Origin of the sequence: Novosphingobium tardum (assembly GCF_042652045.1) — a bacterium.
Classification (GTDB): Bacteria; Pseudomonadota; Alphaproteobacteria; order Sphingomonadales; family Sphingomonadaceae; genus Novosphingobium; species Novosphingobium tardum.
In genome coordinates, this window is record NZ_JBHSDR010000003.1 from 358,321 (window position 1) to 379,197 (window position 20,877).

21 protein-coding genes and 1 tRNA gene are annotated in these 20,877 nt (G+C 67.5%); 13 read left to right on the forward strand and 9 right to left on the reverse strand.

The window, feature by feature from the left end; genetic code table 11:
- Positions 1 to 18: 18 nt before the first annotated feature.
- From ACFO0A_RS01805 to ACFO0A_RS01820, 4 genes are all read right to left on the reverse strand, one after another.
- The gene (locus ACFO0A_RS01805; RefSeq protein WP_379537270.1) at positions 19 to 1,818 is read right to left on the reverse strand and encodes a hypothetical protein; all 1,800 of its coding nucleotides are present in this window, start codon (positions 1,816 to 1,818) and stop codon (positions 19 to 21) included.
- The gene (locus ACFO0A_RS01810; protein WP_379537271.1) at positions 1,815 to 2,261 is read right to left on the reverse strand and encodes a GtrA family protein; all 447 of its coding nucleotides are present in this window, start codon (positions 2,259 to 2,261) and stop codon (positions 1,815 to 1,817) included. The genes ACFO0A_RS01805 and ACFO0A_RS01810 overlap by 4 nt, the downstream gene beginning before the upstream one ends.
- On the reverse strand, positions 2,258 to 3,859 hold the full coding sequence (locus ACFO0A_RS01815; RefSeq protein WP_379538138.1) for an NAD(P)/FAD-dependent oxidoreductase: 1,602 nt from the start codon (positions 3,857 to 3,859) through the stop codon (positions 2,258 to 2,260). The genes ACFO0A_RS01810 and ACFO0A_RS01815 overlap by 4 nt, the downstream gene beginning before the upstream one ends.
- Before the next feature lie 73 nt (positions 3,860 to 3,932).
- Positions 3,933 to 4,589, reverse strand: coding sequence for a PilZ domain-containing protein (locus ACFO0A_RS01820; protein ID WP_379537272.1), 657 nt, complete (start codon positions 4,587 to 4,589; stop codon positions 3,933 to 3,935).
- A gap of 194 nt (positions 4,590 to 4,783) precedes the next feature.
- On the opposite strand from ACFO0A_RS01820, the gene ACFO0A_RS01825 reads away from it, so the two are divergent.
- The 8 genes from ACFO0A_RS01825 to ACFO0A_RS01860 all read left to right on the forward strand — a co-directional run bounded on the left by ACFO0A_RS01825 (position 4,784) and on the right by ACFO0A_RS01860 (position 11,409).
- Positions 4,784 to 5,569, forward strand: coding sequence for a DUF2334 domain-containing protein (locus ACFO0A_RS01825; protein ID WP_379537273.1), 786 nt, complete (start codon positions 4,784 to 4,786; stop codon positions 5,567 to 5,569).
- Positions 5,570 to 5,705: 136 nt separating this feature from the next.
- Positions 5,706 to 6,608, forward strand: a complete 903-nt coding sequence (locus ACFO0A_RS01830; protein ID WP_379537274.1) for a hypothetical protein — start codon at positions 5,706 to 5,708, stop codon at positions 6,606 to 6,608.
- Between the two features lie 23 nt (positions 6,609 to 6,631).
- Positions 6,632 to 7,150: a DUF2141 domain-containing protein gene (locus ACFO0A_RS01835; RefSeq protein ID WP_379538139.1), complete on the forward strand. Its 519-nt coding sequence runs from the start codon at positions 6,632 to 6,634 to the stop codon at positions 7,148 to 7,150.
- Positions 7,147 to 8,370, forward strand: coding sequence for a glycosyltransferase (locus ACFO0A_RS01840; RefSeq protein WP_379537275.1), 1,224 nt, complete (start codon positions 7,147 to 7,149; stop codon positions 8,368 to 8,370). Before ACFO0A_RS01835 ends, ACFO0A_RS01840 begins: the two co-directional genes overlap by 4 nt.
- Positions 8,371 to 8,495: 125 nt before the next feature.
- Positions 8,496 to 8,831 (forward strand): hypothetical protein, encoded by a 336-nt coding sequence (locus tag ACFO0A_RS01845; protein ID WP_379537276.1) that lies wholly within the window; start codon positions 8,496 to 8,498, stop codon positions 8,829 to 8,831.
- Positions 8,832 to 8,960: 129 nt separating this feature from the next.
- Positions 8,961 to 9,644 (forward strand): winged helix-turn-helix domain-containing protein, encoded by a 684-nt coding sequence (locus tag ACFO0A_RS01850; RefSeq protein ID WP_379537277.1) that lies wholly within the window; start codon positions 8,961 to 8,963, stop codon positions 9,642 to 9,644.
- An 18-nt stretch (positions 9,645 to 9,662) separates the two neighbouring features.
- Positions 9,663 to 11,036: a sensor histidine kinase gene (locus ACFO0A_RS01855; RefSeq protein WP_379537278.1), complete on the forward strand. Its 1,374-nt coding sequence runs from the start codon at positions 9,663 to 9,665 to the stop codon at positions 11,034 to 11,036.
- Between the two features lie 136 nt (positions 11,037 to 11,172).
- Entirely contained in the window at positions 11,173 to 11,409 is a 237-nt protein-coding gene (locus ACFO0A_RS01860) for a hypothetical protein (RefSeq protein WP_379537279.1), read from the forward strand.
- A gap of 185 nt (positions 11,410 to 11,594) precedes the next feature.
- On the opposite strand, the gene ACFO0A_RS01865 is transcribed toward ACFO0A_RS01860, so the two are convergent.
- The 3 genes from ACFO0A_RS01865 to ACFO0A_RS01875 form a co-directional block, all read right to left on the reverse strand.
- Positions 11,595 to 11,680: transfer RNA gene (locus ACFO0A_RS01865), tRNA-Leu, on the reverse strand.
- A gap of 104 nt (positions 11,681 to 11,784) precedes the next feature.
- Positions 11,785 to 12,066, reverse strand: a complete 282-nt coding sequence (locus ACFO0A_RS01870) for an integration host factor subunit beta (RefSeq protein WP_379537280.1) — start codon at positions 12,064 to 12,066, stop codon at positions 11,785 to 11,787.
- Positions 12,067 to 12,224: 158 nt separating this feature from the next.
- On the reverse strand, positions 12,225 to 12,566 hold the full coding sequence (locus tag ACFO0A_RS01875; RefSeq protein WP_379537281.1) for a GntR family transcriptional regulator: 342 nt from the start codon (positions 12,564 to 12,566) through the stop codon (positions 12,225 to 12,227).
- Between the two features lie 203 nt (positions 12,567 to 12,769).
- On the opposite strand from ACFO0A_RS01875, the gene ACFO0A_RS01880 reads away from it, so the two are divergent.
- From ACFO0A_RS01880 to ACFO0A_RS01895, 4 genes are all read left to right on the forward strand, one after another.
- Positions 12,770 to 14,395 (forward strand): peptide MFS transporter, encoded by a 1,626-nt coding sequence (locus ACFO0A_RS01880; RefSeq protein ID WP_379537282.1) that lies wholly within the window; start codon positions 12,770 to 12,772, stop codon positions 14,393 to 14,395.
- 79 nt (positions 14,396 to 14,474) lie between these two features.
- Entirely contained in the window at positions 14,475 to 15,869 is a 1,395-nt protein-coding gene (locus ACFO0A_RS01885; protein WP_379537283.1) for an amidohydrolase, read from the forward strand.
- Positions 15,866 to 17,251 (forward strand): amidohydrolase family protein, encoded by a 1,386-nt coding sequence (locus tag ACFO0A_RS01890; RefSeq protein WP_379537284.1) that lies wholly within the window; start codon positions 15,866 to 15,868, stop codon positions 17,249 to 17,251. Before ACFO0A_RS01885 ends, ACFO0A_RS01890 begins: the two co-directional genes overlap by 4 nt.
- Positions 17,252 to 17,282: 31 nt before the next feature.
- Positions 17,283 to 17,972 carry an NnrU family protein gene (locus ACFO0A_RS01895; protein WP_379537285.1) on the forward strand — a complete coding sequence of 230 codons (690 nt, stop codon included), beginning with the start codon at positions 17,283 to 17,285 and terminating at the stop codon, positions 17,970 to 17,972.
- A gap of 2 nt (positions 17,973 to 17,974) precedes the next feature.
- On the opposite strand, the gene dxs is transcribed toward ACFO0A_RS01895, so the two are convergent.
- Entirely contained in the window at positions 17,975 to 19,897 is a 1,923-nt protein-coding gene (gene dxs / locus ACFO0A_RS01900) for a 1-deoxy-D-xylulose-5-phosphate synthase (protein WP_379537286.1), read from the reverse strand.
- Between the two features lie 85 nt (positions 19,898 to 19,982).
- Between dxs and ACFO0A_RS01905 the strand changes: the two genes are divergently transcribed.
- The gene (locus tag ACFO0A_RS01905) at positions 19,983 to 20,369 is read left to right on the forward strand and encodes a VOC family protein (protein ID WP_379537287.1); all 387 of its coding nucleotides are present in this window, start codon (positions 19,983 to 19,985) and stop codon (positions 20,367 to 20,369) included.
- Here ACFO0A_RS01905 and ACFO0A_RS01910 read toward each other — a convergent pair.
- Complete coding sequence (locus tag ACFO0A_RS01910; RefSeq protein WP_379537288.1) at positions 20,366 to 20,854, reverse strand: Fur family transcriptional regulator; 489 nt, start codon at positions 20,852 to 20,854, stop codon at positions 20,366 to 20,368. The two genes, ACFO0A_RS01905 and ACFO0A_RS01910, sit on opposite strands and share 4 nt — an antisense overlap.
- Positions 20,855 to 20,877 lie beyond the last annotated feature (23 nt).

The following is a 20,877-nucleotide window of genomic DNA, read 5'->3' on the forward strand; positions in this document are numbered from 1 at the left end:
CCGGTGGTTTCGCTTGCGTCAGCCGACGATGCGCCAGACCATCAGATCGCCATTGCCGAGCCTGACCCGCTCCAGCCAGGCCGGCGCGGCGCCGCCGATCAGCCGAGCCATCATCCCGTGCGGGGCGCTTCCGGCATAGAGCCGCGATTCGGCGATATCCGGACATAGCGCGATCAGCGTCAGCCCGCGGCGCGCCATGATCGCCCGCGCCTGGCGCTCGTCGCCGCGGAAGGCATCGATAACGTCGCGCATCGCCGGCGCCGCGCGGTGGTGCGCCGTCGCCAGCACGCTGTGGTGGGTTGCGTAGAGCAGGCGCGGCCCGACATCGAGCGGCGCAAGAATGCGCGTCGGCGCCAGCGTGTCGAGCGCGGCGGTGTCCATCACGCAATTCGCCACGTGCGCAGGGGGAGGGGACGATTCGCGCGCGGCCGATGCGCCCGCGGGAGAGGCCGCGGCCGCCTGGCCCGGCGTCGCCGCCATCAGGACATAGACCGGCAGGGCCGGCGCCAGGGCCAGCGCTACCCCCGCCAAGGCCAGCGCGCGTCGTCCGGGCCGGCGCATGTTGCGCGCCGATCGGATCCATTCGCGCAGCTGATAACCGATTGGCAGTGCAGCGATCACACAGGCCACACCGGCGGCCCGCGCCACGAACATCGCAACCATGGTCGCGGCGAACAGCAGGATCGCGTAGTCGAGCCACCAACGCCGCAGCCAATCGCGCGAGGCGCCGAAGCGGCCGAGCGCGATGATCAGGCCGAGCACCGGCGGAACGAGCATCTGAAGCGCTTCCGACAAGGACTGGTGCCAGACGGGCAGGCCCTCGGCCACTCCTTCGTACCAGTAGGCCCGGACCACGGGGTCGATCGCGACGAAGGCGCCGCCCATGCACTGGGGCGCGGCTTGGTGGACGATCACCAACCCGCCCGCCGCGCTAAGCGCCATGCCGGCGAGCGTGAAGGCCCTGGGATGCGGCTCCATGGCCGCGACAATCGTGACGACCACCGCGCCCCAGGCGAAAATGGCAAGGTGGACCGGCGAGATCGCATCGCAATGCTGGGAAAGGTCGCCAACTCCCCGCGTCAGCAGGAACAGCGCCGCGGATGTCAGCGCAAGCGACTGCATGGTATTCACCATCCACGCCCGGTCGGCGCGGTTGCGAAGCCATTTGAGCGCGGTGATCGCTACGAAAGCGACGGCCATCGGCAGACCTTCGATCGAGATCGCGAGCCACACCGCCAGTGCAGTGCCGATCGCGTAGCCGCCGCGCCGCGCATCACGGGCCATCAGGCCGTTGAGGGCCACAAGCATGGCGACGATCTGCCAACCATGGTGATCGATCCGCATCGGACGAAGCTGTTGGACGACGGGAACTGCCAGTGCGCAGGCGAGGCAGGCGAGACCCGCGATTTCCTCGTCGAACAGCTTCCACGCCAGCCGTCCCACGAGCAGCATCACGCAGCCCAGCGTGAGCAACGGTACGGTCACCAGCGCGGCGGTTTCGGCGAAAGACTGGCCGAAGAGCGGGGTCAGGACGACGATGATCGCCGCGATCGGAACATCGACCAGCCGCGACCAGTGCATGGCCACGCCGAGCGGTGCGAAAATGCGGTACTGGTGGACGTCGAACCAGCTCTGCCCGGCCAGCCAGTCGCGCACCTCGACGAGCCGCAGCGTATCGTCGCCGTCGGGGAAGCGGGTTTGCCAGATCGCCCCGGCGTTGGTCGCGAGAAGGACGACACACAGCACCAGCCACACCAGCACCACGCGATGCAGGATGACGGCATCGAACATCGGCCGACGGCGATCCCCGATGATCATCGGAACACGATCCGCGAGCGCAGGACCCAGGTCGCTGTGAAGCTGGCGGCCACCGCGACGATCTTGGCAGCGCGGGGGTCAAGCCCGAACCCGGTGCCGGCAGCGACGACGGCCGCGGTGACCAGCAGGCCGACAAGCGCGGAGCCGACGAACAGAAGCTTCTGCCGCCACCGCGCCAGCCCGCCCCCGGCGGTCTGCCCGGCAAAGACGAAGCGCGTGGACAGCATCCAGTGCAGGGCCAGGCCGGTCATGTATCCCGCGACAGAGGCGGCGACGGGCGTGGCGCCAAGGCTGCGATAGCCGACCATGAACACACCAAGGTCGACCGCCAAGGCGGCGCCGCTGATCATCAGGTAGCGACCCCGACGATCCCCCAGCGCAAGGTCGAACGCCCAGGCGCCAAGGCGCGTGAGCGGCGACTGCGAGAGTGCTGTTGTGGTCATGCCGCCCGGCGCGTCCCGGCGGCAGGCGCGAGCGGTTCGGGCACTGCGCGGACCGATCCGAGCGCGGCAGCCTGATCGGCACTGGGCTCGCGCCGTTCGGCGATGCGTTCCTGCGCGCCTTCGGCCCCGGCCTCGTGATACTCGGCGTCCTCGTTCACGCACCAGACGTCGTAGACCCGCGCTCCGGCAAGGATGTTCTCGACCGTGAGCATCGCGGTCATCATCGCGTGATCCTGGTTGTTGTAGCGGTGCATGCCGTTGCGCCCGACCAGGTGGAGCGTGGGATGGGCCACTTCCAGTTCGGTCCGCATCGCCGCGACGTTGGCGGCATAGTCCTCGTCATAGACGGGATAGGCCTTCTCCTGGCGCACGACCGCGCCGCCGATGACATCCTCGGGGCGGGCGAGGCGCAGGATCTCCATCTCGCGCGTGGCGAGGGCGACCAGCATCTCGTCGGACGCACTCCACAGGCCATCGCCGGCAAAGCAGAAGTACTCGAGGCCGACGCAGGCAACGCTTTCGTCCGGCACCATTTCGGGAGACCAGCTGCGGAAGTTCTGGATCCGGCCGACCTTCACCTTGCTGTCGTGGATGTAGATCCAGTTGTCCGGGAACAGGTCGTCGCTGCGGATCTTGAGCGCGACGGTCAGGAAGTCGCGGTAGCGCAGCTTACTGCCCTCGATCGTCGTGGCCGGCAGCGGATGGAGGCGCGCGGCAAGGTCCTTCATCGGCGCGGAACTGATCGCATGATCGGCCGCGATCACCACTTCGCCGCCGTCGGCGCGCGTCGCGGCAAGCCGCCAGCCGCCCTGGCCGTCGCTCGCAAGCTGGCGCAGCGCGTGACCCATCAGCACGACACCGCCGTTGGCGACGATGTAGTCGCGCGCCGCGTCCCACATCATACCCGGCCCAAGCCGGGGATAGCGGAAGGTCTCAAGCAGGGTCTTGGTCGCCATGCCGTCATTCGGGCGCTTGTTGAGGCCGAGGCTGCGCTTCAGCCCATCGGTCACCGCGCCCCACAGCGACAGGCCCTTGATCCGCTGGGCAGCCCAGTCGGCGCTCATCGTGTCGCAGGGCATGCCCCAAACCTTTTCGGTGTAGGTCTTGAAGAAGATCGAAAACAGCTTTTCGCCGAACGCGTTGACAGTCCAGTCCTCGAAACTGCGGACGTTGCGGCGCGGCAGCAGTTTCGCGCGGGCGAAGCTCACCATGCACAGCGTCGAACGCCAGATGCCTAAGTTCCACAGCGCCTCGAACGCGCGGAGCGGATAGCTGTAGAACTTGCCCTCGTAGAAGATGCGGCTCATTCGCGGGCGCTGGATGAAGTCGTCCGGCAGGATCTCGTTCCACAGGTCGACGACCGCCTGGCTCTTCGAGAAGAACCGATGGCCGCCGATATCGAACCGGTAGCCTTCATGCTCAACGGTGCGGCTGATGCCGCCGACGTAATGGGGATCCTGCTCGATGATGGTGACGCGCTTGCCCGCCTTGGTCAGCAGGTAGCCCGCGGTCAGCCCGGCGGGCCCCGCGCCGACGATTACGACGTCAGCGCGCGGCAAGTTGTCCGCAGTATCCGAATTCGGCCCCCCGTTGGCCATGCCAGCAATCCCCCACATCGATCAACGCACGCGGCGTGCTGCCCGGGAGTGAAGGAAATTGGTTATCGGGCGGTTAACGCCGCGCGCCGGCCGCGGTCCTCGCCATGTCCGCGCCTTGCCCGCGCCCGATCTGGAGCGGCGCGGTCAGCCGGGCGAGTTCGTCGAGGCGGAAGGTCTCTTCGAAGATCAGTCCGAACAGCCCGTGCCGGCGCCAGCGCACCTTGGCGTATATGACCGGCATGTTCTCGATCTCGAGCCGCACGCGTTCATCCATCGCCAGGTGCTTTTGACAGTGGACCCCCGCACCTTGCTGCGAGATGTCGCGCAGCACCACCGGATGCGGTTCGCCCGCGGACCACAGCGTGGCGGCAAGTGGACAGCAAAGGCGCACCTGGCGCTTGCGCAGTCCCGGGGGCGCCTCGCGCAGGAACCGTTCCAGGTCGACCGGATCCTCGAAGCGGAAGCCCGCGCTGTCGCCTTGCTCCCAGATCTTCTCGACCGCGTAACGCTCGCCGCTGCCCAGTTCGAGGATCACGCGCACGTCCACCGGCAGCGGATGGAAGGTCTTGACCCGCAGCCCACCTTCCGAGGCATCGCGCACGACGCACAGGAATTCCCCGCTGGAGGAAATGATCTTGGCGGTCCGGATGAGCATCGTGAGGCGCGGCGAGGCCCGCTGCTCGGGCAGCGGGGCAGTCAGATTCTCACCATCGAGCATTCGTTCGTACAAGGTCCGATCCCCAAAAATCGTTGTCGTATCATGTGCCTGAAAGTAAAATTCCGGCTTGCTGCACATAGTGACCGCTTCATTAAGGGACCTTCCCGCGGCGATTACGCACAAACACCTAGCGCGCACCCCGTGCGCGAATGACTTGGGTCGACGATGTGCGATGCGCGCGCCGCGGCGGCGTTTGGACAGGTGAAGTGACTGCAACCCATCCTGCCTTGCCCGATGACACGCCCCGCCGCCGGCTGCTGGTTTCGATCCACGATGTCGGCCCGCGCTTCGAAAGCGAGGTCGATGCCCTGGCCGCCCGGCTGGAGCCAATGCTGGGCGGGCCGCGCTTCGCGATGCTGGTCGTGCCCGATCACTGGGACGAGGCCCCGCTCGCCCGCGCTCCGCGCTTTGCCGCGCGGCTCCGGTCCTGGTCCGACGCCGGCGTGGAGATGTTCCTCCACGGCTGGCGCCACCGCGACGACAGTGCCCATACCGGAGCGTGGCAGCGCTGGCGCGCCACCCGCATGACCGCCGGCGAAGGTGAATTCCTCGGGCTCGACCGCGCAGAGGCGCGAAACCGCATGCGCGCCGGGCGGGCGGTGGTCGAAGACGCCATCGGCCGCCCCGTTGCGGGATTCATCGCGCCCGCGTGGCTCTATGGCGAAGGGGCCCACGCGGCGCTGCGTGACGAGAACTTCGCCATGGCGGAAGATCATTTGCGGGTATGGGACCCGGCGCGCGACCGCACCCTTGCGCGCGGGCCGGTCATCACCTGGGCGAGCCGCAGCGGCTCGCGCATCGCCAGTTCGCTGTTCGTCGCCGCGCTTGCCCGCCGCGCGCTTGCCCGCTCGGCCACCGTGCGCATCGCGGTTCACCCGGGCGACGTTGGGGTACCCCACATCCTTGCCAGCATCGACCGCACGGTGGGCGCGTTCGCCGCCTCGCACCGCCCGGCACGCTATGCCGAACTGGCCCCGGCGACCGCCATCTGAATGAAAGATTCGTAACCTACGCGCTGTGGCGTGGGACAATCACGCATCGGCGGCGTCTCAGCCGGAAGACACAATAACGACGGAAGAGCAGAACCCGGTGACGGTGCAGGCAAGGGCAGTCGACATTGCTGGAGACATGAGCACGCCGTTGGCGGGACCAGATCCCGCCCTGCTGGAAACCGGGGCGTCCTGGATAACGCGCCTGGCCGCGCCGATCCTGTCGCTGGCGATCCTGGCGGTCGTGGCGGCGCGGATGGCGCGGTTCGACTTTACCGGCACCTGGGCACTGCTGCCGACGTCGTTCGCCTTCTGGCTGGTCTATGCCGCGTTCTACCTGTCGCCGCCCGTCGCCGACTGGATCATCTTTCGCCGCTTGTGGAAGCTTCCCGCCGCCGGCTTCGTCGCCCTGCTGCGCAAGCTGGTCGGCAACGAGCTGCTCGTTGGCTACGCGGGCGAGCTCTACCTGTACGGCTGGGCGCGCAAGCGGATCGGAATGGTGGGCGCGCCATTCGGCACGATCAAGGACGTTGCGATCCTCTCGGCCGTGGTCGGCAACGTGGCCACGCTGCTGATGATGATCGTGGCCTGGCCAGTGCTTCGCACGCTGGCGCTCGGCCACGACGGGCCGGCTTTCGCGGTCTCGATCGGGGTCGTGCTCGCGATATCGGCGGCAGCGATGCTGTGGCGCAAGCGACTGTTCACGCTGCCCCGCCCCGACCTGGCCTTCGTCGTCGTCGTCCACGCCGCGCGGACCGTGGCGACGACCGGGCTGGCCGCGCTGATGTGGCACCTGGCGCTGCCGACCGTGCCGCTGGGGACATGGCTTCTGCTCGCGGCGCTGCGCCTCCTGATTTCCCGGCTTCCGTTCGTCGCCAACAAGGACCTGATCTTCGCCGGCCTGGCGCTGGTGGTGATGGGACAGGACCGCCCCGTCGCCCAGCTGGTAGCGCTGATCGCCGGGATCACGGTGGCCACGCATGTCGTTCTGGGCGCCTTGCTTGCCGCCGCCGAACTTGCCGGCTGGCTGCGCCGCGCGTGAACCGGCTGTCCGCCTTCATCGCCATGCTAGCCGCCGCAGTTCCTGTATCCGCGCAGGCGGCGATCCGGTCCGACCCCTCGCTGGGAATGGCGCAGGGACGTTGCCGCGCGAACGAGCCCGGGCCCGCCTTCGTCGTTTCCGCCGAAGGGCTGAAGGACCGCACCGGGCGGCTGCGGCTCGAGCTTTATCCGCCCGACGATCGGGATTTCCTGGCTGACGACAACGTCCTCGTCGCCGCGGGCAAGACCTTCCGCCGGGCCGAGGAGCCGGTGCCCCCGTCGGGGCCGGCGACGATCTGCATCCGCGCGCCCGGACCGGGCACCTACACGCTGTCGCTGCTTCACGACCGCGATTCGAACCGCAAGTTCGGGCTCTCGGTCGACGGGATCGGCTTTCCGGGCAACCCGCCGCTGCACCTGCGCAAACCTGAGGCGGCGAGTGCCCGAGCGGTCGCTGGAAACGGGATCACTCACCTCAACGTCCGGCTCAACTATCGCCGTGGCCTGCTGTCGTTCGGTCCGCTGCAAGGGATGACGCGATGAAGATCGTCGATGTTTGCGCGTTCTATGCTCCCGCGGGGGGCGGGGTTAAGACTTATATCGACCGCAAGCTGGCTTACGCCCGCAGCGCCGGTGTCGAGATGGTCGTCGTCGCGCCCGGTCCCGCAAGCGGTATCGAGCAGCGCGGCCCGGGCGCGCGGATAGCGTGGCTGCGTTCGCCGCGCTTCCCGCTCGACGGCAAGTATCACTACTTCGGCGAAGGCAAGGCGCTGCACGCGCTGCTCGATGCCGAGGCGCCCGACGTGGTCGAGGCGTCTTCGCCCTGGCGCAGCCCTTCGATGGTCGCGGACTGGAGCGGCGACGCGGTGCGCAGTCTGGTAATGCATGCCGACCCGCTCGCGGCCTATGCCTATCGCTGGTTCGAAGGCTTTGCCGAACGGCCGACGATCGATCGCGGCTTCGATCGCTACTGGCGCCACCTGCGACGCCTCGACGGCGGGTTCGACACGGTGATCAGCGCGAGCCACAGCCTTAGCCGCCGGCTCGAGGCAGGCGGGCTGCGGCGCGTCGTGACCAATCCGATGGGCATCGACGCCAACGTCTTTTCGCCCGCCTTGCGCGACGATTCGCTTCGCCGGCGCTTGCTGGCTCTTTGCGGTCTGGAGCCGGACGCCATGCTGCTGGTCGGCGTCGGCCGACACGCTCCTGAAAAGCGCTGGCCGATGGTCGTCTCGGCGGTGATGGCCGCGCAATACCGGCTGCCGGTTGCGCTGGTGCTTGTCGGCGACGGCCGCGAACGGGGACGGATCGCGCGCGAGATCGGTACCAACCCGCATATCCGCATGCTCGCGCCCATCTCCGACCGCGCCGAGATGGCGCGCACCATCGCCTCCGCCGACGCCCTGGTCCACGGCTGCGAGGCCGAGACGTTCTGCATGGTCGCGGCCGAGGCACGGGCCTGCGGCGTTCCGCTGATCGCCCCGGCAGAAGGCGGCGCGGCGGACCATGCGCGGGCGAGCGGCGGTCTAACCTTCGAGCCCGGTTCCGCGGCAAGTGCAGCCGAGGCGATCGTAATGCTGGCCGGGCAGCGGAGCCCGGCAGGGCGACCGCGCGCCGCCGTGGACCGCACCCGGACGATGGAGGATCATTTCTCCGAGCTGTTCGCACACTATGAAGCATTGCGCGACCGCAGGCGCGCCGGCGTTCCTGCTCCCGCCTTCATTCCGCAGCCCGCCGCGATTTCGATGGCCGGAGTGGCATGAACACATGGCCTGAACCTTACCGAAGCTTAACGTGACCCGGCGCGCGGCGCGTCCGACAATGCGGCGTCGTTCCGGGGTCCTCATCGCGAATCCCGCGAAACGACGCAGGAAGAGGAACCGCCCCGATGAAGATAATTACTGCTGTCCTGGCTTCGCTTTCGCTTGCGAGCGTCGCCTCCGCCCAACCCGCTCCCATGGCCTCCGACGCGTCGCTGCCGACGTGTTCCGCCACGGTAACCGACAACTGCATGCAGCGCGGTGAAGGCGCGAGTCATGCCATGATGCATCATGCGACCACGCACCACGCAAAGCATCACGCCAAGCATCGCCTGACGCACCGCAAGTCGGCCCACCGGGTGGTCCATCACAAGCGGCACAAGCGCCACCATGTCGCCGCGCATCATGTCGTGCCTGCAAAGTCTGCCCCGGCCCATCCCACCCCGATGGCACCCAAGGGCTGATCAACTGCCGCTGCCGCGCCGCTTTTCAGTTCCTTCGCGAGAAGCGCGGCAGCGGCCCTTTTGCAGCGCCTGCGAGAACGATAGGGTGGCGCTGCGGCGCAGCCGGCCCCGTCGCGCGAGGAATCGTCCGTGACCCACAGGATACTGCTGATCGAAGACGACGTGGCGACAGCGGATTACGTTGCGCGGGGCCTTGCCCAGGAAGGCTTCACTGTCGACAGGGCCGACGACGGCCGCGACGGTTTCTTTCACGCCAGCGATGGCGGCTACGATGCCGTGGTGCTCGATCGGATGCTCCCGGGAATGGACGGTATGGCAGTTCTGGGGGCGCTTCGCGGCGCCGGTGTCGATACCCCGGTGCTGATCCTTTCGGCGCTGGGCACGGCGGAGGACCGGGTAGCCGGCCTGACCGCCGGGTCCGACGATTACCTGGTCAAGCCCTTTGCCTTCGGGGAGCTGCTGGCCCGGCTGCGGGCGCTGCTGCGGCGAGGCAAGACCAGCCCGGTTACCACCCAATTGCGCTGCGGGAACCTGCAGATGGACCTGCTGTCGCGCAAGGTACGGCGCGGGTCCAAACCCGTCGACCTGCAGCCGCGCGAATTCCGCCTGCTCGAATTCCTCCTGCGCCATGCCGAGCAGGTCGTCACCCGCACGATGCTCCTCGAAGGCGTGTGGGACTATCACTTCGATCCCGGCACGAACGTCATCGACGTCCATGTCAGCCGCCTGCGCCGCAAGATCGACGATGGCGAGGAACGCCCCCTTCTCCATACCGTACGCGGTGCCGGCTATCGTCTCGGCGTGGCGGCCTGAGCCCGCTTGCCGCCGAACATGCCGAACCGCCTTCGTGCGCTCGTTCATTCGACCACTGCGCGGCTCGTTCTGCTGCTCTTCCTGTGCCAGGTCGTCGCCACCGCGGGCGCGCTGGCCTTCGTCCGTTCGGAAAGCGAGCGCGCGATCAACCGCGAGCAGCGCGCGCTGGTGGGCGAACTGCGCGACGAACTGGTCGCCGCCTATGACAGCGGGGGACGCGAGCGGCTGAGCGAGGCAATCGACGAGCGCCTCGATTTCACGTTCGGCCGTACCGCGGTCATTCTTCTGCGCGCCCCCGATGGCGCCATCCTGGCCGGCAATCTCGATGCCTGGCCCGCGAAGATCGGCAACAGCACCGCTTGGCAGGTCCTGACCGTCCGGCGCAGCGGCAGCAGCGCGGCCGAGCGGATGGGCTTCACGGCCACTGCGCTGGGCGACGGTTCGCACCTGCTCGCGGGCCACGTGATCGAAGGCAGCGTGCGGCTCAACGACATCGACCGCAATGCGATGCTGGCGGCCATGGCGCTGGCGGTTCCGCTCGCTCTGTTCCTCGCGGTGATCCTCGGGCGGATGATCGACCGGCGCATCTCGCGCATCGCGCGCACCGTCGCCGCAGTGGGCAATGGTGCGCTTTCACAGCGGGTTCCGTCCGAAGCGAGCGGCGACGCATTCGATCGCTTGGCGCAGGGCATCAATGCGATGCTCGCCCGGATCGAGGCTCTGATCGGCGAGCTGCGTACGGTCACCGACGGGCTCGCCCACGACTTGCGTTCACCCGTCACGCGGCTGACCTCAATCATCGAACGCGCCGCGCTCGAAACCAGGGATCCCACCGCGCTCGCAGCGCTGGAACATGCCGCGCGCGAGGCCGACTCGCTGCTGGGTATGCTGACGATGGCGCTACAGATCAGCCGCGCCGAGGCCGGTATCGGCCGCGAGCTGTTCGCGCCGTGCGACATATCGGCACTGCTCGGCGACGTGGTCGAGGTCTATGGCCCGCTGGCCGAGGATCGCGGGTTCGCGCTGTCGGCACGATCGACTGCCGTTGGGGACTTCCCCCTTCATCGCCCCCTAGTCAGTCAGGCGCTGGGCAACCTTGTCGACAACGCTCTGAACTATGCGACCGGGGGAACGCGAATCGTTCTTTCCGCCGAACAGCGCGCGGATGGCCTTGTCCTGATCGTCGACGACAACGGCATCGGCGTTGCGCCCGAACGACGTGCCGAAGCTCTGGCGCGCTTCGGCCGCCTCGATCCGGCGCGCCACCTGCCCGGATCCGGGCTGGGCCTTGCCCTGGTCGAAGCGGTCGCGCGACTCCACGGCGGCGAGGTCGTGCTGGGTGACAATGCGCCAGGCCTGCGCGTCACGATGCGGCTTGCCCGCGACGGCTGATCGCCGGCCGCGAACATTACGATTTTTTCAGGCGGCGGACACCTTGGGAAGAGCCGGCGGGACGTATTCCAGGCCTTGCGGACGACGTGAAGAATGCCGGCCGCATGATTGGACCCGATTGAAAGGCATTTCCACGATGAACACCCGTTCGCTCTTTGCCGGCCTGGCGACTGTCGCTCTTCTCGCCAGCCCCGCCATCGCCTCGGCCGCAACGACCGCCAAGGTCCCGGCGGCCAAGACCGCGGCCATGACCGCCAACACCCAGTGCAAGGGCCTCCACGGCAAGGCGCTGGCCGACTGCAAGGCCAAGGTGCGGGTCGCCGCCCGGACCGCGGTCAAGTCCACGGCCAAGGCCGCGCCGAAGTCACGCTGATCGACTTCCGCTGATCGATCGGCACTTCGGTGCCGGCCACGTTCTCCGGTCGTCCCTGCACGGTCACAGCGGGCACCCCTTCGTCCGTCAGGCCGCCCGGTTTGACCTCCCGCGCCGGCCGCGAGTATCGCGCCCGGACGGCCGGAGAATTATCTTCCAAGTAGCGTGAGGCACCGCCGTGTCGCTGGTGCGGACGGCGGGACTTGAACCCGCACTCTCCAGGAGAAGCGGATTTTAAGTCCGCCGCGTCTACCGATTTCGCCACGTCCGCACGGCGACAAGGCAGCCGTTCGCGGTCATGCCTAGCCGCCCGGCGGGCGGCGGGCAATCGGGGTGCGAATGGCAAGCCGCCCGGCGGCGGCGCACAGACAAGGCCTAGTCGGCGTTCAGCCGCTCGCGCATTTCCTTGCCGGGCTTGAAATAAGGCACGCGCTTCGGCGGAACTTCCACCGACGTGCCGGTGCGCGGATTGCGGCCTTGGCGAGCGTCGCGCTCACGCGTGGAGAAGGTGCCGAAGCCGCGAAGCTCAACGCGGCCGCCATCGGCCAGGCGTTGCCCGATCTCGTCGAAGAAGACGTCCACGACGCGCTCGATCTCTTCGGAGCGCAATCCCGGGCTTTCCTTGGCCAGCGCCTGGAGAAGTTCGGACCGGATCATCGTAGTTCCCCTTGCCTTTGCGGCTTTCGTCCGGATCCGATGGAGCGACCCCTGCCACGGCTAAGCGGCATCTCCCGAACGGACGGACCCTGACAGGTTCCGGCCCGATTTTCAAACTAAACATAAGTTATATGTCGGTTACGCGCTTGAAATCGCTGCTAGGCTGACTGGAGCAAGTCCGCCGGATCGATCCCCAGCCGTTCCATCCGCTGCCGGATCTCTGGCCATTCGCTGGCCATGAAGGCGGCGCGTTCGCTTTCAAGAAGCGTCTTGGCGGCGCCCGGGGCGACGTACATCCCCACTCCGCGCTGGACCTGGACCAGCCCCTCGTTCTGGAACTGCTGGTAAGCCTTGGCGACGGTAAGGGGATTAGCGCCGCGTTCGGCGGCAAACGCGCGGACCGAAGGCAGCAACTGCCCCTCGGGATAGCGCCCGTCGATGATCGCGGCCGCGATCTGGTCGCGAAGCTTGAGATAGACGGGGCGGCTGGCCGAACTCACGCAACAGTCCTTCGCGCTGGGCTTCGGTGTTGCAGTGCCATAATACACCGGATCACGCAACCCTGTGGCGCATGCGCACGAGCCACCCGCAAACTTGTCGCAATTGCAACAAACCGGCTTCACATGCGAGATTTGGCGGCTAGGTTGCCCGGCGATAATCCCGGGCAAGCCCGGGGCAAAGGGATTGCGGAAGGGCGCATCGCATGAAGAGCATGAACCTGTGGAACGAGGGCGACTGGATCGCCGCGATCGGCGCCATCGCGCTGTTTGCGGTCCTGGCGTTCGGGCTGTCGCTCAGCGGCCGCAAGTCCGAAGAAGTCGTCGGCCATCCCAAGGGTCTGTTCGTACTGTTCTACGCCGAGATGTGGGAGCGCTTCTCCTACTACGGCATGCGTGCGCTGCTGGTGCTCTACCTGACCAAGCACTGGCTCTTCGCCGACGGCAAGGCCAACCTCATTTATGGGGCGTACGGCGCGCTCGTTTATATTACCCCGGTTCTTGGCGGACTCATCGCGGATCGCTGGCTCGGCCAGCGCAAGGCGGTGATCTTCGGCGGCATCCTGCTGGCGCTCGGCCACGGGCTGATGGCGGTCGAAGGCAACGGCGGCCAGGCGGACCCCACGATCAACGTGTTCTGGATGGCGCTGGCCTTCATCATCGTCGGCTCCGGCTTCCTCAAGGCCAACATCTCGGTCATCGTCGGACAGCTCTACAAGCTGACCGACATCCGCCGCGACGCGGCCTACACGATCTTCTACATGGGCGTGAACACAGGTGCCGCACTGGGCACGATCCTCGTCGGTTACCTCGGCGAAACGATCGGCTGGGCCTACGGCTTCGGCCTCGCCGGCATCGGCATGGTCATCGGCCTCATCATCTTCATGGTCGGCCGCCCCGCGCTGAAGGGCCATGGCGAAGCGCCGGCGCCGCTCACGCGCAACCGCGAGGTCACCCTCTACGGCGTCGGCATCGCCGCGGTGGCGGTTTGCTGGGGCCTGATCCAGTTCCAGGACGTGATCCAGAACCTGCTCATCGTCGCTGGCGTCTCGATGCTCGGCTACACGCTGTTCGAAGCGTTCAAGCTGCCTAAGGAACCGCGTGAACGGATGTTCGCGATCCTGTTCCTGATCGCGCTCCAGCCGGTGTTCTGGGGATTGTTCGAGCAGGGCGGCGGCAGTCTAAACCTCTACACCGATCGCTACGTCGACCGCGCCGGCGTTCCGACCAGCCTGTTCCAGTCGATCAACCCCATCTACATCGTCCTCCTCGGACCGCTGTTCGCCTGGCTGTGGCAGACCCTGGGGCGCCGCGGTATCGAACCTTCGGCCCCGGCCAAGTTCGGCCTCGCGCTGACTCAGGTCGGACTGTCGTTCCTCGTGTTCGTGTGGGGCGCGCAAAGCGTCGGCCCGGCGATGACCCCTGTGATCTTCCTGTTCCTCATCTACCTCCTCCAGACGACCGGCGAGCTGTGCCTGTCGCCCGTCGGGCTTTCGGCGATGAACCGGCTGGCCCCGGCGCACCTCGCCAGCTTCATCATGGGCGCGTGGTTCTACATGAGCGCGGTGGGCAACTTCGTTGCCGGCAAGATCGGCGAGGCCACCGGAGGCGAAGGCGGCGAAATGTCGAAGGAAGCGACGCTGGCGATCTATTCCAAGATCGGCTGGGTCACGATCGGCATCAGCGTCGTGGTTCTCCTGCTCTCGCCCTTCGTGAAGAAGTGGATGCACCTCGACACGTTGGAAGACCGCTCATCGCCCGACGATCAGGCCGGCGTGCTTGGCGGCGGCGAGGGTGAGAACGTCGACGGGGCGCTTCCCAGCCGCAGCTGAGCGCATCCGCGGACAGCACTTTTCAAGCGAAACGATTGCATCACCGGGCAACGACCCGGAAGAATACCGACGGGGGTCCATGAAGTCTGTCTTGTCAAAGGCGCTCGTGACAGCGGCAATCGTTCTTGCCCTGGCCGGGTGCGCGACCACCGGGGCAAGCACCGGCGCAGACGCGCAATCGGCGGCTAGTTTCGACAAGAATCCCTACCCGTCGACCTATCGCCCCTACCCGTCCTCCCCGACCGCGCTCGTCGGGGCGACGGTGTTCGACGGCGCCGGGGCGCGGATCGACAACGGAGTCGTGCTGCTATCCGGCGGCAAGGTCGAGGCCGTGGGCGGACCCGACCTTGCGGTCCCGGCCGGCTATGCCCGGATCGACGCCACGGGCCGCTTCGTCACCCCCGGAATCATCGACATTCACAGCCACCTCGGCGACTATCCGAGCCCTGCGGTCGAGGCCAATTCCGACGGCAACGAGGCGACCAGCCCGACCACGCCGCAGGTCTGGGCCGAACATTCCGTCTGGCCGCAGGACCCCGGCTTTACCCGCGCGCTGGCAAACGGGGGGATCACCGCGCTGCAGATCCTTCCGGGATCGGCGAACCTGATGGGCGGCCGTTCGGTCACGCTCAAGAACGTGCCCTCGCGCACGGTGCAGGGGATGAAGTTCCCCGGCGCTCCCTATGGCATGAAGATGGCCTGCGGGGAGAACCCCAAGCGCGTCTATGGCGCCAAGGGACAGATGCCGTCGACCCGCATGGGCAACTTCGCGGTCAACCGGGCGACCTGGATCAAGGCGGTCGAATACAAGCGCAAGCGGGATGCCGGCAAGCTCGAGACCCGCGACCTTGCAATGGAAACGCTGGTCGGCGCGCTCGACGGCGAGATCCTCGTTCACAACCATTGCTACCGCGCAGACGAGATGGCGCTGGTCATCGATATGGCGAAGGAGTTCGGCTACCGGGTCGCGGCCTTCCACCACGCGGTCGAAAGCTACAAGATCGCCGACCTGCTGAAGGCCAACGGCATCTGCTCGGCCGTCTGGGCCGACTGGTGGGGCTTCAAAATGGAAAGCTACGACGGCATTCCCGAGAACGCCGCATTGCTTCAGAACGCCGGCGCCTGCGTGGTCATCCATTCTGACGACGAGAACGGCATCCAGCGGCTGAACCAGGAGGCTGCCAAGGCGCAGGGCGATGGCCGTCGCATGGGGATCGACATTCCCGATGCGCAAGTGATCCGCTGGCTCACGCTCAACCCCGCCACCGCGATGGGCATCGACAAGATGACCGGCAGCCTGGCTCCCGGCAAGATGGCCGACGTGGTGCTGTGGAATGCCAATCCGCTGTCGGTCTATGCCCGGCCCGCGATGGTGTGGATCGACGGGGCGGTCATGTTCGACGCCGCCGACCCGCGCCACCGTCCGGTCAGCGATTTCGAACTCGGCCAGCCCGGCATGGGAGACGTGAAGTGAAGCGCCTGTTCCGCCTGGCTGCCGGCGCATCTCTGGCGGCAGCGCTTGCCGCGCCAGCATCCGCGCAGGACGGCGGAGCCTCGTGGGCGATCACCAATGCGACGGTGGTCGTCGGCGATGGTGGTGAACCAATCCCCAACGGGACGGTTGTCGTCCGCGCCGGCAAGGTCGTCGCAGCGGGCTCGGGCGTGGCGGTTCCCGCCGGCATCCCGGTCATCGACGCAAAGGGCGGCTGGGTCACGCCCGGTCTTGTCGTGGCGGTCACCGACATCGGCCTGTTCGATGTCGAAGGTGTCAGCGAGAGCAACGATTCGAGCGCCAAGGGATCGCCCTTCAACGCCGCTCTCGACATCTCGCCCGCGATCAACGCCGATGCGCAGCACATTCAAGTGAGCCGCGCGGGGGGCGTGACCCGCGCCGCGGTCGCGCCGTCGGGAAGCACCAGCGTCTTTGCCGGCCAGGGTGCGATCATCGACCTCGGTGCCGATCCGCGCCCGATCGTGCGCGCGCGGGCGTTCCAGTATGTCGAACTGGGCGAGGACGGAGCCCGCCTTGCCGGCGGCAGCCGCGTCTCGGCACAGGCCCTGTTTCGCAATGCGCTGCGCGAGGCGCGCGACCTTTCGCTGCGAACCCCGCTCAGAGGCAGCAAGGCCCCTTCCGCGGTAGGACAAGGCGACGACATTCCCGCCGATCCGCGACTTGGTGAAGCGCGCGTCGCGCGTGACGAGGACGTTCTGCTCACCCGCTTCGATGCCGCCGCGCTCGGCCCGGTGGTGAACGGCACGCAGCCGCTCTACATCCATGTCGAGCGCGCCGCCGACATTCGCTCGGTGCTCGCGCTCAAGCGCGAATTTCCGCGTTTGCGGATGGTGCTCGTCGGATGCGCCGAAGGATGGCTCGCCGCCGCCGACATCTCCGCCGCCGGGGTACCGGTGATCGCCAAGCCGCTGACCGACCTTCCCGCGGCGTTCGAGCAATTAGCCTCGACCCAGTCCAACGTCGGCCGGATGGCGGCCGCGGGGGTCAAGGTGGCGCTCGGCGATTTCAACGACCAGCCGCGCTATGCGCCGCAATACGCCGGCAATCTCGTCGCGCTAACCCGGATGCCGGGTGCCAGCGGCCTCACCTGGGGCAAGGCGTTCGCGGCGATCAGTTCCGTGCCGGCCGAGATCATCGGCATGGGCGACAGGTTCGGCTCGCTGAGCCCGGGCCACGCCGGCGACGTCGTGATCTGGGACGGCGACCCGCTCGAACTGACATCGGCGCCGGTCGCGGTCTATATCGACGGGATTGCGCAGCCGCTCGACAATCATCAGACCCGGCTGCGCGAACGTTACCGCAATCCGGTCGAAGGTGCATTGCCCAAGGCCTACGACTGGTAGCCACGCCGAAGCGGGCGCAAGGAGAACGATCATGGACCCTGCCCTCGTTTCGCTGATCGCCGCCAGCCTCGCCTTCGTCGGCACGCACTTTGCGATGTCGCATCCCTTGCGCGGGCCGATGGTCCGCGCCTTGGGCGAAAAGGGGTTCGCCGGGGTCTATTCGCTCGTCAGCCTCGCCGCCTTTGCGTGGATGATCCTGGCCTTTCGCGCGATGCCGCGCCGCGGCTTGCCGCTGTGGAACGGCAGCGGAACCGCCATCTGGATCGTCGCCAGCCTCGTTTCGATCGTCGCGCTCGCGTTGTTCATCGGCTCGCTGCGCGGCAACCCGGCGCTTCCCGGCGCGGTCGTCCATCCCGAGGGCGCGCAGGCGCACGCGGGTGGGGTCTTTCGCGTAACCCGGCACCCGATGATGTGGGGTTTCGCGCTTTGGGCACTCGCCCACGTTCTCGTCGCGCCGACGGCCCGGACGCTCGTCCTCGCCGGCGCGATCGCCTTTCTCGCGCTTGTCGGCGCACATCTACAGGACGGCAAGAAAGAGGTTCTGATGGGCGAAGGCTGGCGCGATTGGGAAGCCAAGACCAGCTACTGGCCCCGTCTTGCCGCGCTGCCGGGCATTGGCCTCGGACTTTGGGCGACAACGCTAGTGCTGTGGGCGGCGATCACCTGGGCCCACATCCCGCTGGCCTATGTTCCGGCCGGCCTATGGCGCTGGTTCGGCTGAGTTTAGGCCCGGGCTTCTTCCACCCCGGCGCTGTTATGGCGTAGCGCCTTCAGCACCGTATCGACGATCTGCGGAGCGTTGAGGCCGGCCTCGTCGTATTGCTTGTCGGGCGCGTCGTGGTCCTGGAACACGTCGGGCAGCCGCATCGTACGGATCTTCAGGCCGGCGTCGGTCAATCCCTCGTCGCTCGCCATCGTCAGGACATGTGCGCCAAGCCCGCCGATGCTGCCTTCCTCGACCGTCACGATCACTTCGTGCGTGCTCATCAAGTGGCGGATCAGCGCCTCGTCCAGCGGCTTGGCAAAGCGCAGGTCGGCAACGGTCGTCGACAATCCCCGCGCCTCGAGCTGGTCGGCGGCCTTGAGCGCCTCGCCCAGGCGGGTGCCGAGCGTGAGCAGCGCGACCTTGCTGCCGTGCCGGACGATGCGCCCCTTGCCGATCTCAAGACGCTGCGGTTCGACGGGGAGCGGAACGCCGGTGCCGTTGCCGCGTGGATAGCGGAAAGCGATCGGGCCGCTGTCGTGCAACGCGGCGGTATGGGTCATGTGGACCAGTTCGGCCTCGTCCGCCGCGGCCATCACCACCAGGTTCGGCAGCGTGGCGAGGTATGTCACGTCGAACGAGCCGGCATGGGTAGCTCCGTCGGCGCCCACCAGCCCCGCGCGATCGATCGCGAAGCGAACCGGCAGGTTCTGGATGGCGACGTCATGAACCACCTGGTCGAAAGCGCGCTGGAGAAAGGTGGAATAGATCGCGCAAAACGGCCGCATCCCCTGGGCGGCGAGCCCTGCGGCGAACGTGACCGCGTGCTGTTCGGCGATACCGACATCGAAGAAGCGGTCGGGATGCGCGGCGGCGAACCGGTCGAGGCCGGTGCCCGAGGGCATCGCCGCGGTGATTGCGCAAATCGTCGAATCGCGCGCGCCCTCTGCCACGAGCTGGTCGCCGAAGACGTTCTGGTAGGCCGGTGCACCGCCCGCGCTCTTGACCTGCTCGCCGGTGATGACGTCGAACTTCTGTACCCCGTGGTACTTGTCGGCGCTGGCTTCGGCGGGGGCGTAACCCTTGCCCTTCTGGGTCACGACATGAACCAGGCACGGGCCTTCGGCGGCGTCGCGCACGTTCTCGAGCACCGGGATGAGCTGGTCGAGGTTATGCCCGTCGATCGGACCCACGTAGTAGAAGCCCAGCTCCTCGAACAAGGTGCCGCCCATCGCCATGCCGCGGGCGAACTCGTCGGTCTTCTTGGCCGCCCGGTGAAGCGGCTCGGGCAGCTTGCGCGAGAGGCGGCGGGCGAGGTCGCGGAGTTCGAGGAACGGGCGCGAGGATACCAGCCGCGCGAGATACGACGACAGCGAGCCGACCGGCGGCGCGATCGACATGTCGTTGTCGTTGAGGATGACCACAAGCCGGTTGCCCGCCTGCTTGGCGTTGTTCATCGCCTCATAGGCCATCCCCGCGCTCATCGCGCCGTCGCCGATCACGGCGATGCCCTTGCCCGGGGTGCCGGCCAGTTTGTTGGCCACCGCAAAGCCGAGCGCCGCGGAAATCGAGGTGGACGAGTGCGCCGCGCCGAACGGATCGTATTCGCTTTCGGAACGCTTGGTGAATCCCGACAGCCCGCCCCCCTGGCGCAGGGTGCGGATGCGGTCGCGCCGTCCGGTGATGATCTTGTGCGGATAGGCCTGGTGGCCGACGTCCCACACCAGCCGGTCGGCCGGCGTGTCGAAGACATAATGGACCGCGACGGTCAATTCGACCACGCCAAGACCCGAGCCGAGGTGGCCGCCGGTAGTCCCGACGGCGCTGATCATCTCCTGGCGCAGCTCGTCCGCCAGCTGTCGAAGCTGGGCGGGTTGAAGCCGGCGAAGATCGTCGGGCGTGTGGACGGTATCGAGGAGAGGCGTGGCCAGCGTGGCAGTCATCGCCAGTGCCTTACACTGCGCAGACGATAGTGTCGATTGAGACCGGTCATGCTAGGGGCGGCTCCCCTTTCCTGGAGATTGCCCCTTGTCCCTGCCTTCCGCCAAGCAACCGGTGTGCTTCGTGGCCACCGCCGACCGCAACCGTTCGCGCCCGTTCTACCAGGACGTGCTGGGCCTGCGGCTGATGGGCGAAGACGATCACGCCGCGACCTTCGACATCGGCAACCGCACGCCCCTGCGCCTGACCGACCAGCCAGGCCATGTCGCCACGGGGCAGGTCGTGCTCGGCTGGCATGTCGGCGACATCACCGCCGCGGTGCGGGCGCTGAAGGCCAAGGGGGCAAGATTCCTGACTTATCCGGGGTTCACGCACGATGCCGATACGATCTGGTCCTCGCCCGGGGGCGGGGCGCGGGTAGCGTGGTTTACCGATCCCGATGGCAACGTGCTGAGCCTGACCCAGGCGGGCTAGGCGGCATCTCCTACCGGTGGGCCCGCGGCGGCGCACGCCTGGCACTGGCCGCGCAACTCGATGACGGGGCGGATATCCGCAAATCCCGCGTCGCGGCCCGCGGCGCGGAGCGTGCCCGTCAGCCGGTCGTCGTCGATGTGCAGCGTCTTGCCGCAGGTATCGCAGATCAGGAATATGCAGTCGTGCCGGCAACCGGGGTGGCTGTTCGCGAGATAGGCGTTCGCACTCTCCACCCGCCGCGCCAGGTTGGTGCGCACGAACAGGTCGAGAATGCGGTAGACGGTATTTGCCGCGACCCGCTTGCCGCGCCGTGATCCCACGCTCTCGGCGATGTCATAGGCCGACGCGGGGCGATCCTGTGCGGCGAGCACGTCGAACACGTCGCTGCGCATTCCGGTCCATTGCTCGCCCGCCGCGGTCAACGCGGTGCGAGCGGCGTCGACCAGCCCGGCGCCCTGGTGTTCGTGGTGATGATGCCCCGTCATGCCGCCCGATATAGGCGGCCATG

Coding starts and splice junctions, on each gene's coding strand:
- ACFO0A_RS01805 (WP_379537270.1), bottom strand. CDS start 1,818: ATGATCATCGGGGATCGCCGTCGGCCGATGTTCGATGCCGTCATCCTG.
- ACFO0A_RS01810 (WP_379537271.1), bottom strand. CDS start 2,261: ATGACCACAACAGCACTCTCGCAGTCGCCGCTCACGCGCCTTGGCGCC.
- ACFO0A_RS01815 (WP_379538138.1), bottom strand. CDS start 3,859: ATGGCCAACGGGGGGCCGAATTCGGATACTGCGGACAACTTGCCGCGC.
- ACFO0A_RS01830 (WP_379537274.1), top strand. CDS start 5,706: ATGAGCACGCCGTTGGCGGGACCAGATCCCGCCCTGCTGGAAACCGGG.
- ACFO0A_RS01835 (WP_379538139.1), top strand. CDS start 6,632: ATGCTAGCCGCCGCAGTTCCTGTATCCGCGCAGGCGGCGATCCGGTCC.
- ACFO0A_RS01840 (WP_379537275.1), top strand. CDS start 7,147: ATGAAGATCGTCGATGTTTGCGCGTTCTATGCTCCCGCGGGGGGCGGG.
- ACFO0A_RS01845 (WP_379537276.1), top strand. CDS start 8,496: ATGAAGATAATTACTGCTGTCCTGGCTTCGCTTTCGCTTGCGAGCGTC.
- ACFO0A_RS01855 (WP_379537278.1), top strand. CDS start 9,663: ATGCCGAACCGCCTTCGTGCGCTCGTTCATTCGACCACTGCGCGGCTC.
- ACFO0A_RS01860 (WP_379537279.1), top strand. CDS start 11,173: ATGAACACCCGTTCGCTCTTTGCCGGCCTGGCGACTGTCGCTCTTCTC.
- ACFO0A_RS01870 (WP_379537280.1), bottom strand. CDS start 12,066: ATGATCCGGTCCGAACTTCTCCAGGCGCTGGCCAAGGAAAGCCCGGGA.
- ACFO0A_RS01880 (WP_379537282.1), top strand. CDS start 12,770: ATGAAGAGCATGAACCTGTGGAACGAGGGCGACTGGATCGCCGCGATC.
- ACFO0A_RS01885 (WP_379537283.1), top strand. CDS start 14,475: ATGAAGTCTGTCTTGTCAAAGGCGCTCGTGACAGCGGCAATCGTTCTT.
- ACFO0A_RS01895 (WP_379537285.1), top strand. CDS start 17,283: ATGGACCCTGCCCTCGTTTCGCTGATCGCCGCCAGCCTCGCCTTCGTC.
- dxs (WP_379537286.1), bottom strand. CDS start 19,897: ATGACTGCCACGCTGGCCACGCCTCTCCTCGATACCGTCCACACGCCC.
- ACFO0A_RS01910 (WP_379537288.1), bottom strand. CDS start 20,854: ATGACGGGGCATCATCACCACGAACACCAGGGCGCCGGGCTGGTCGAC.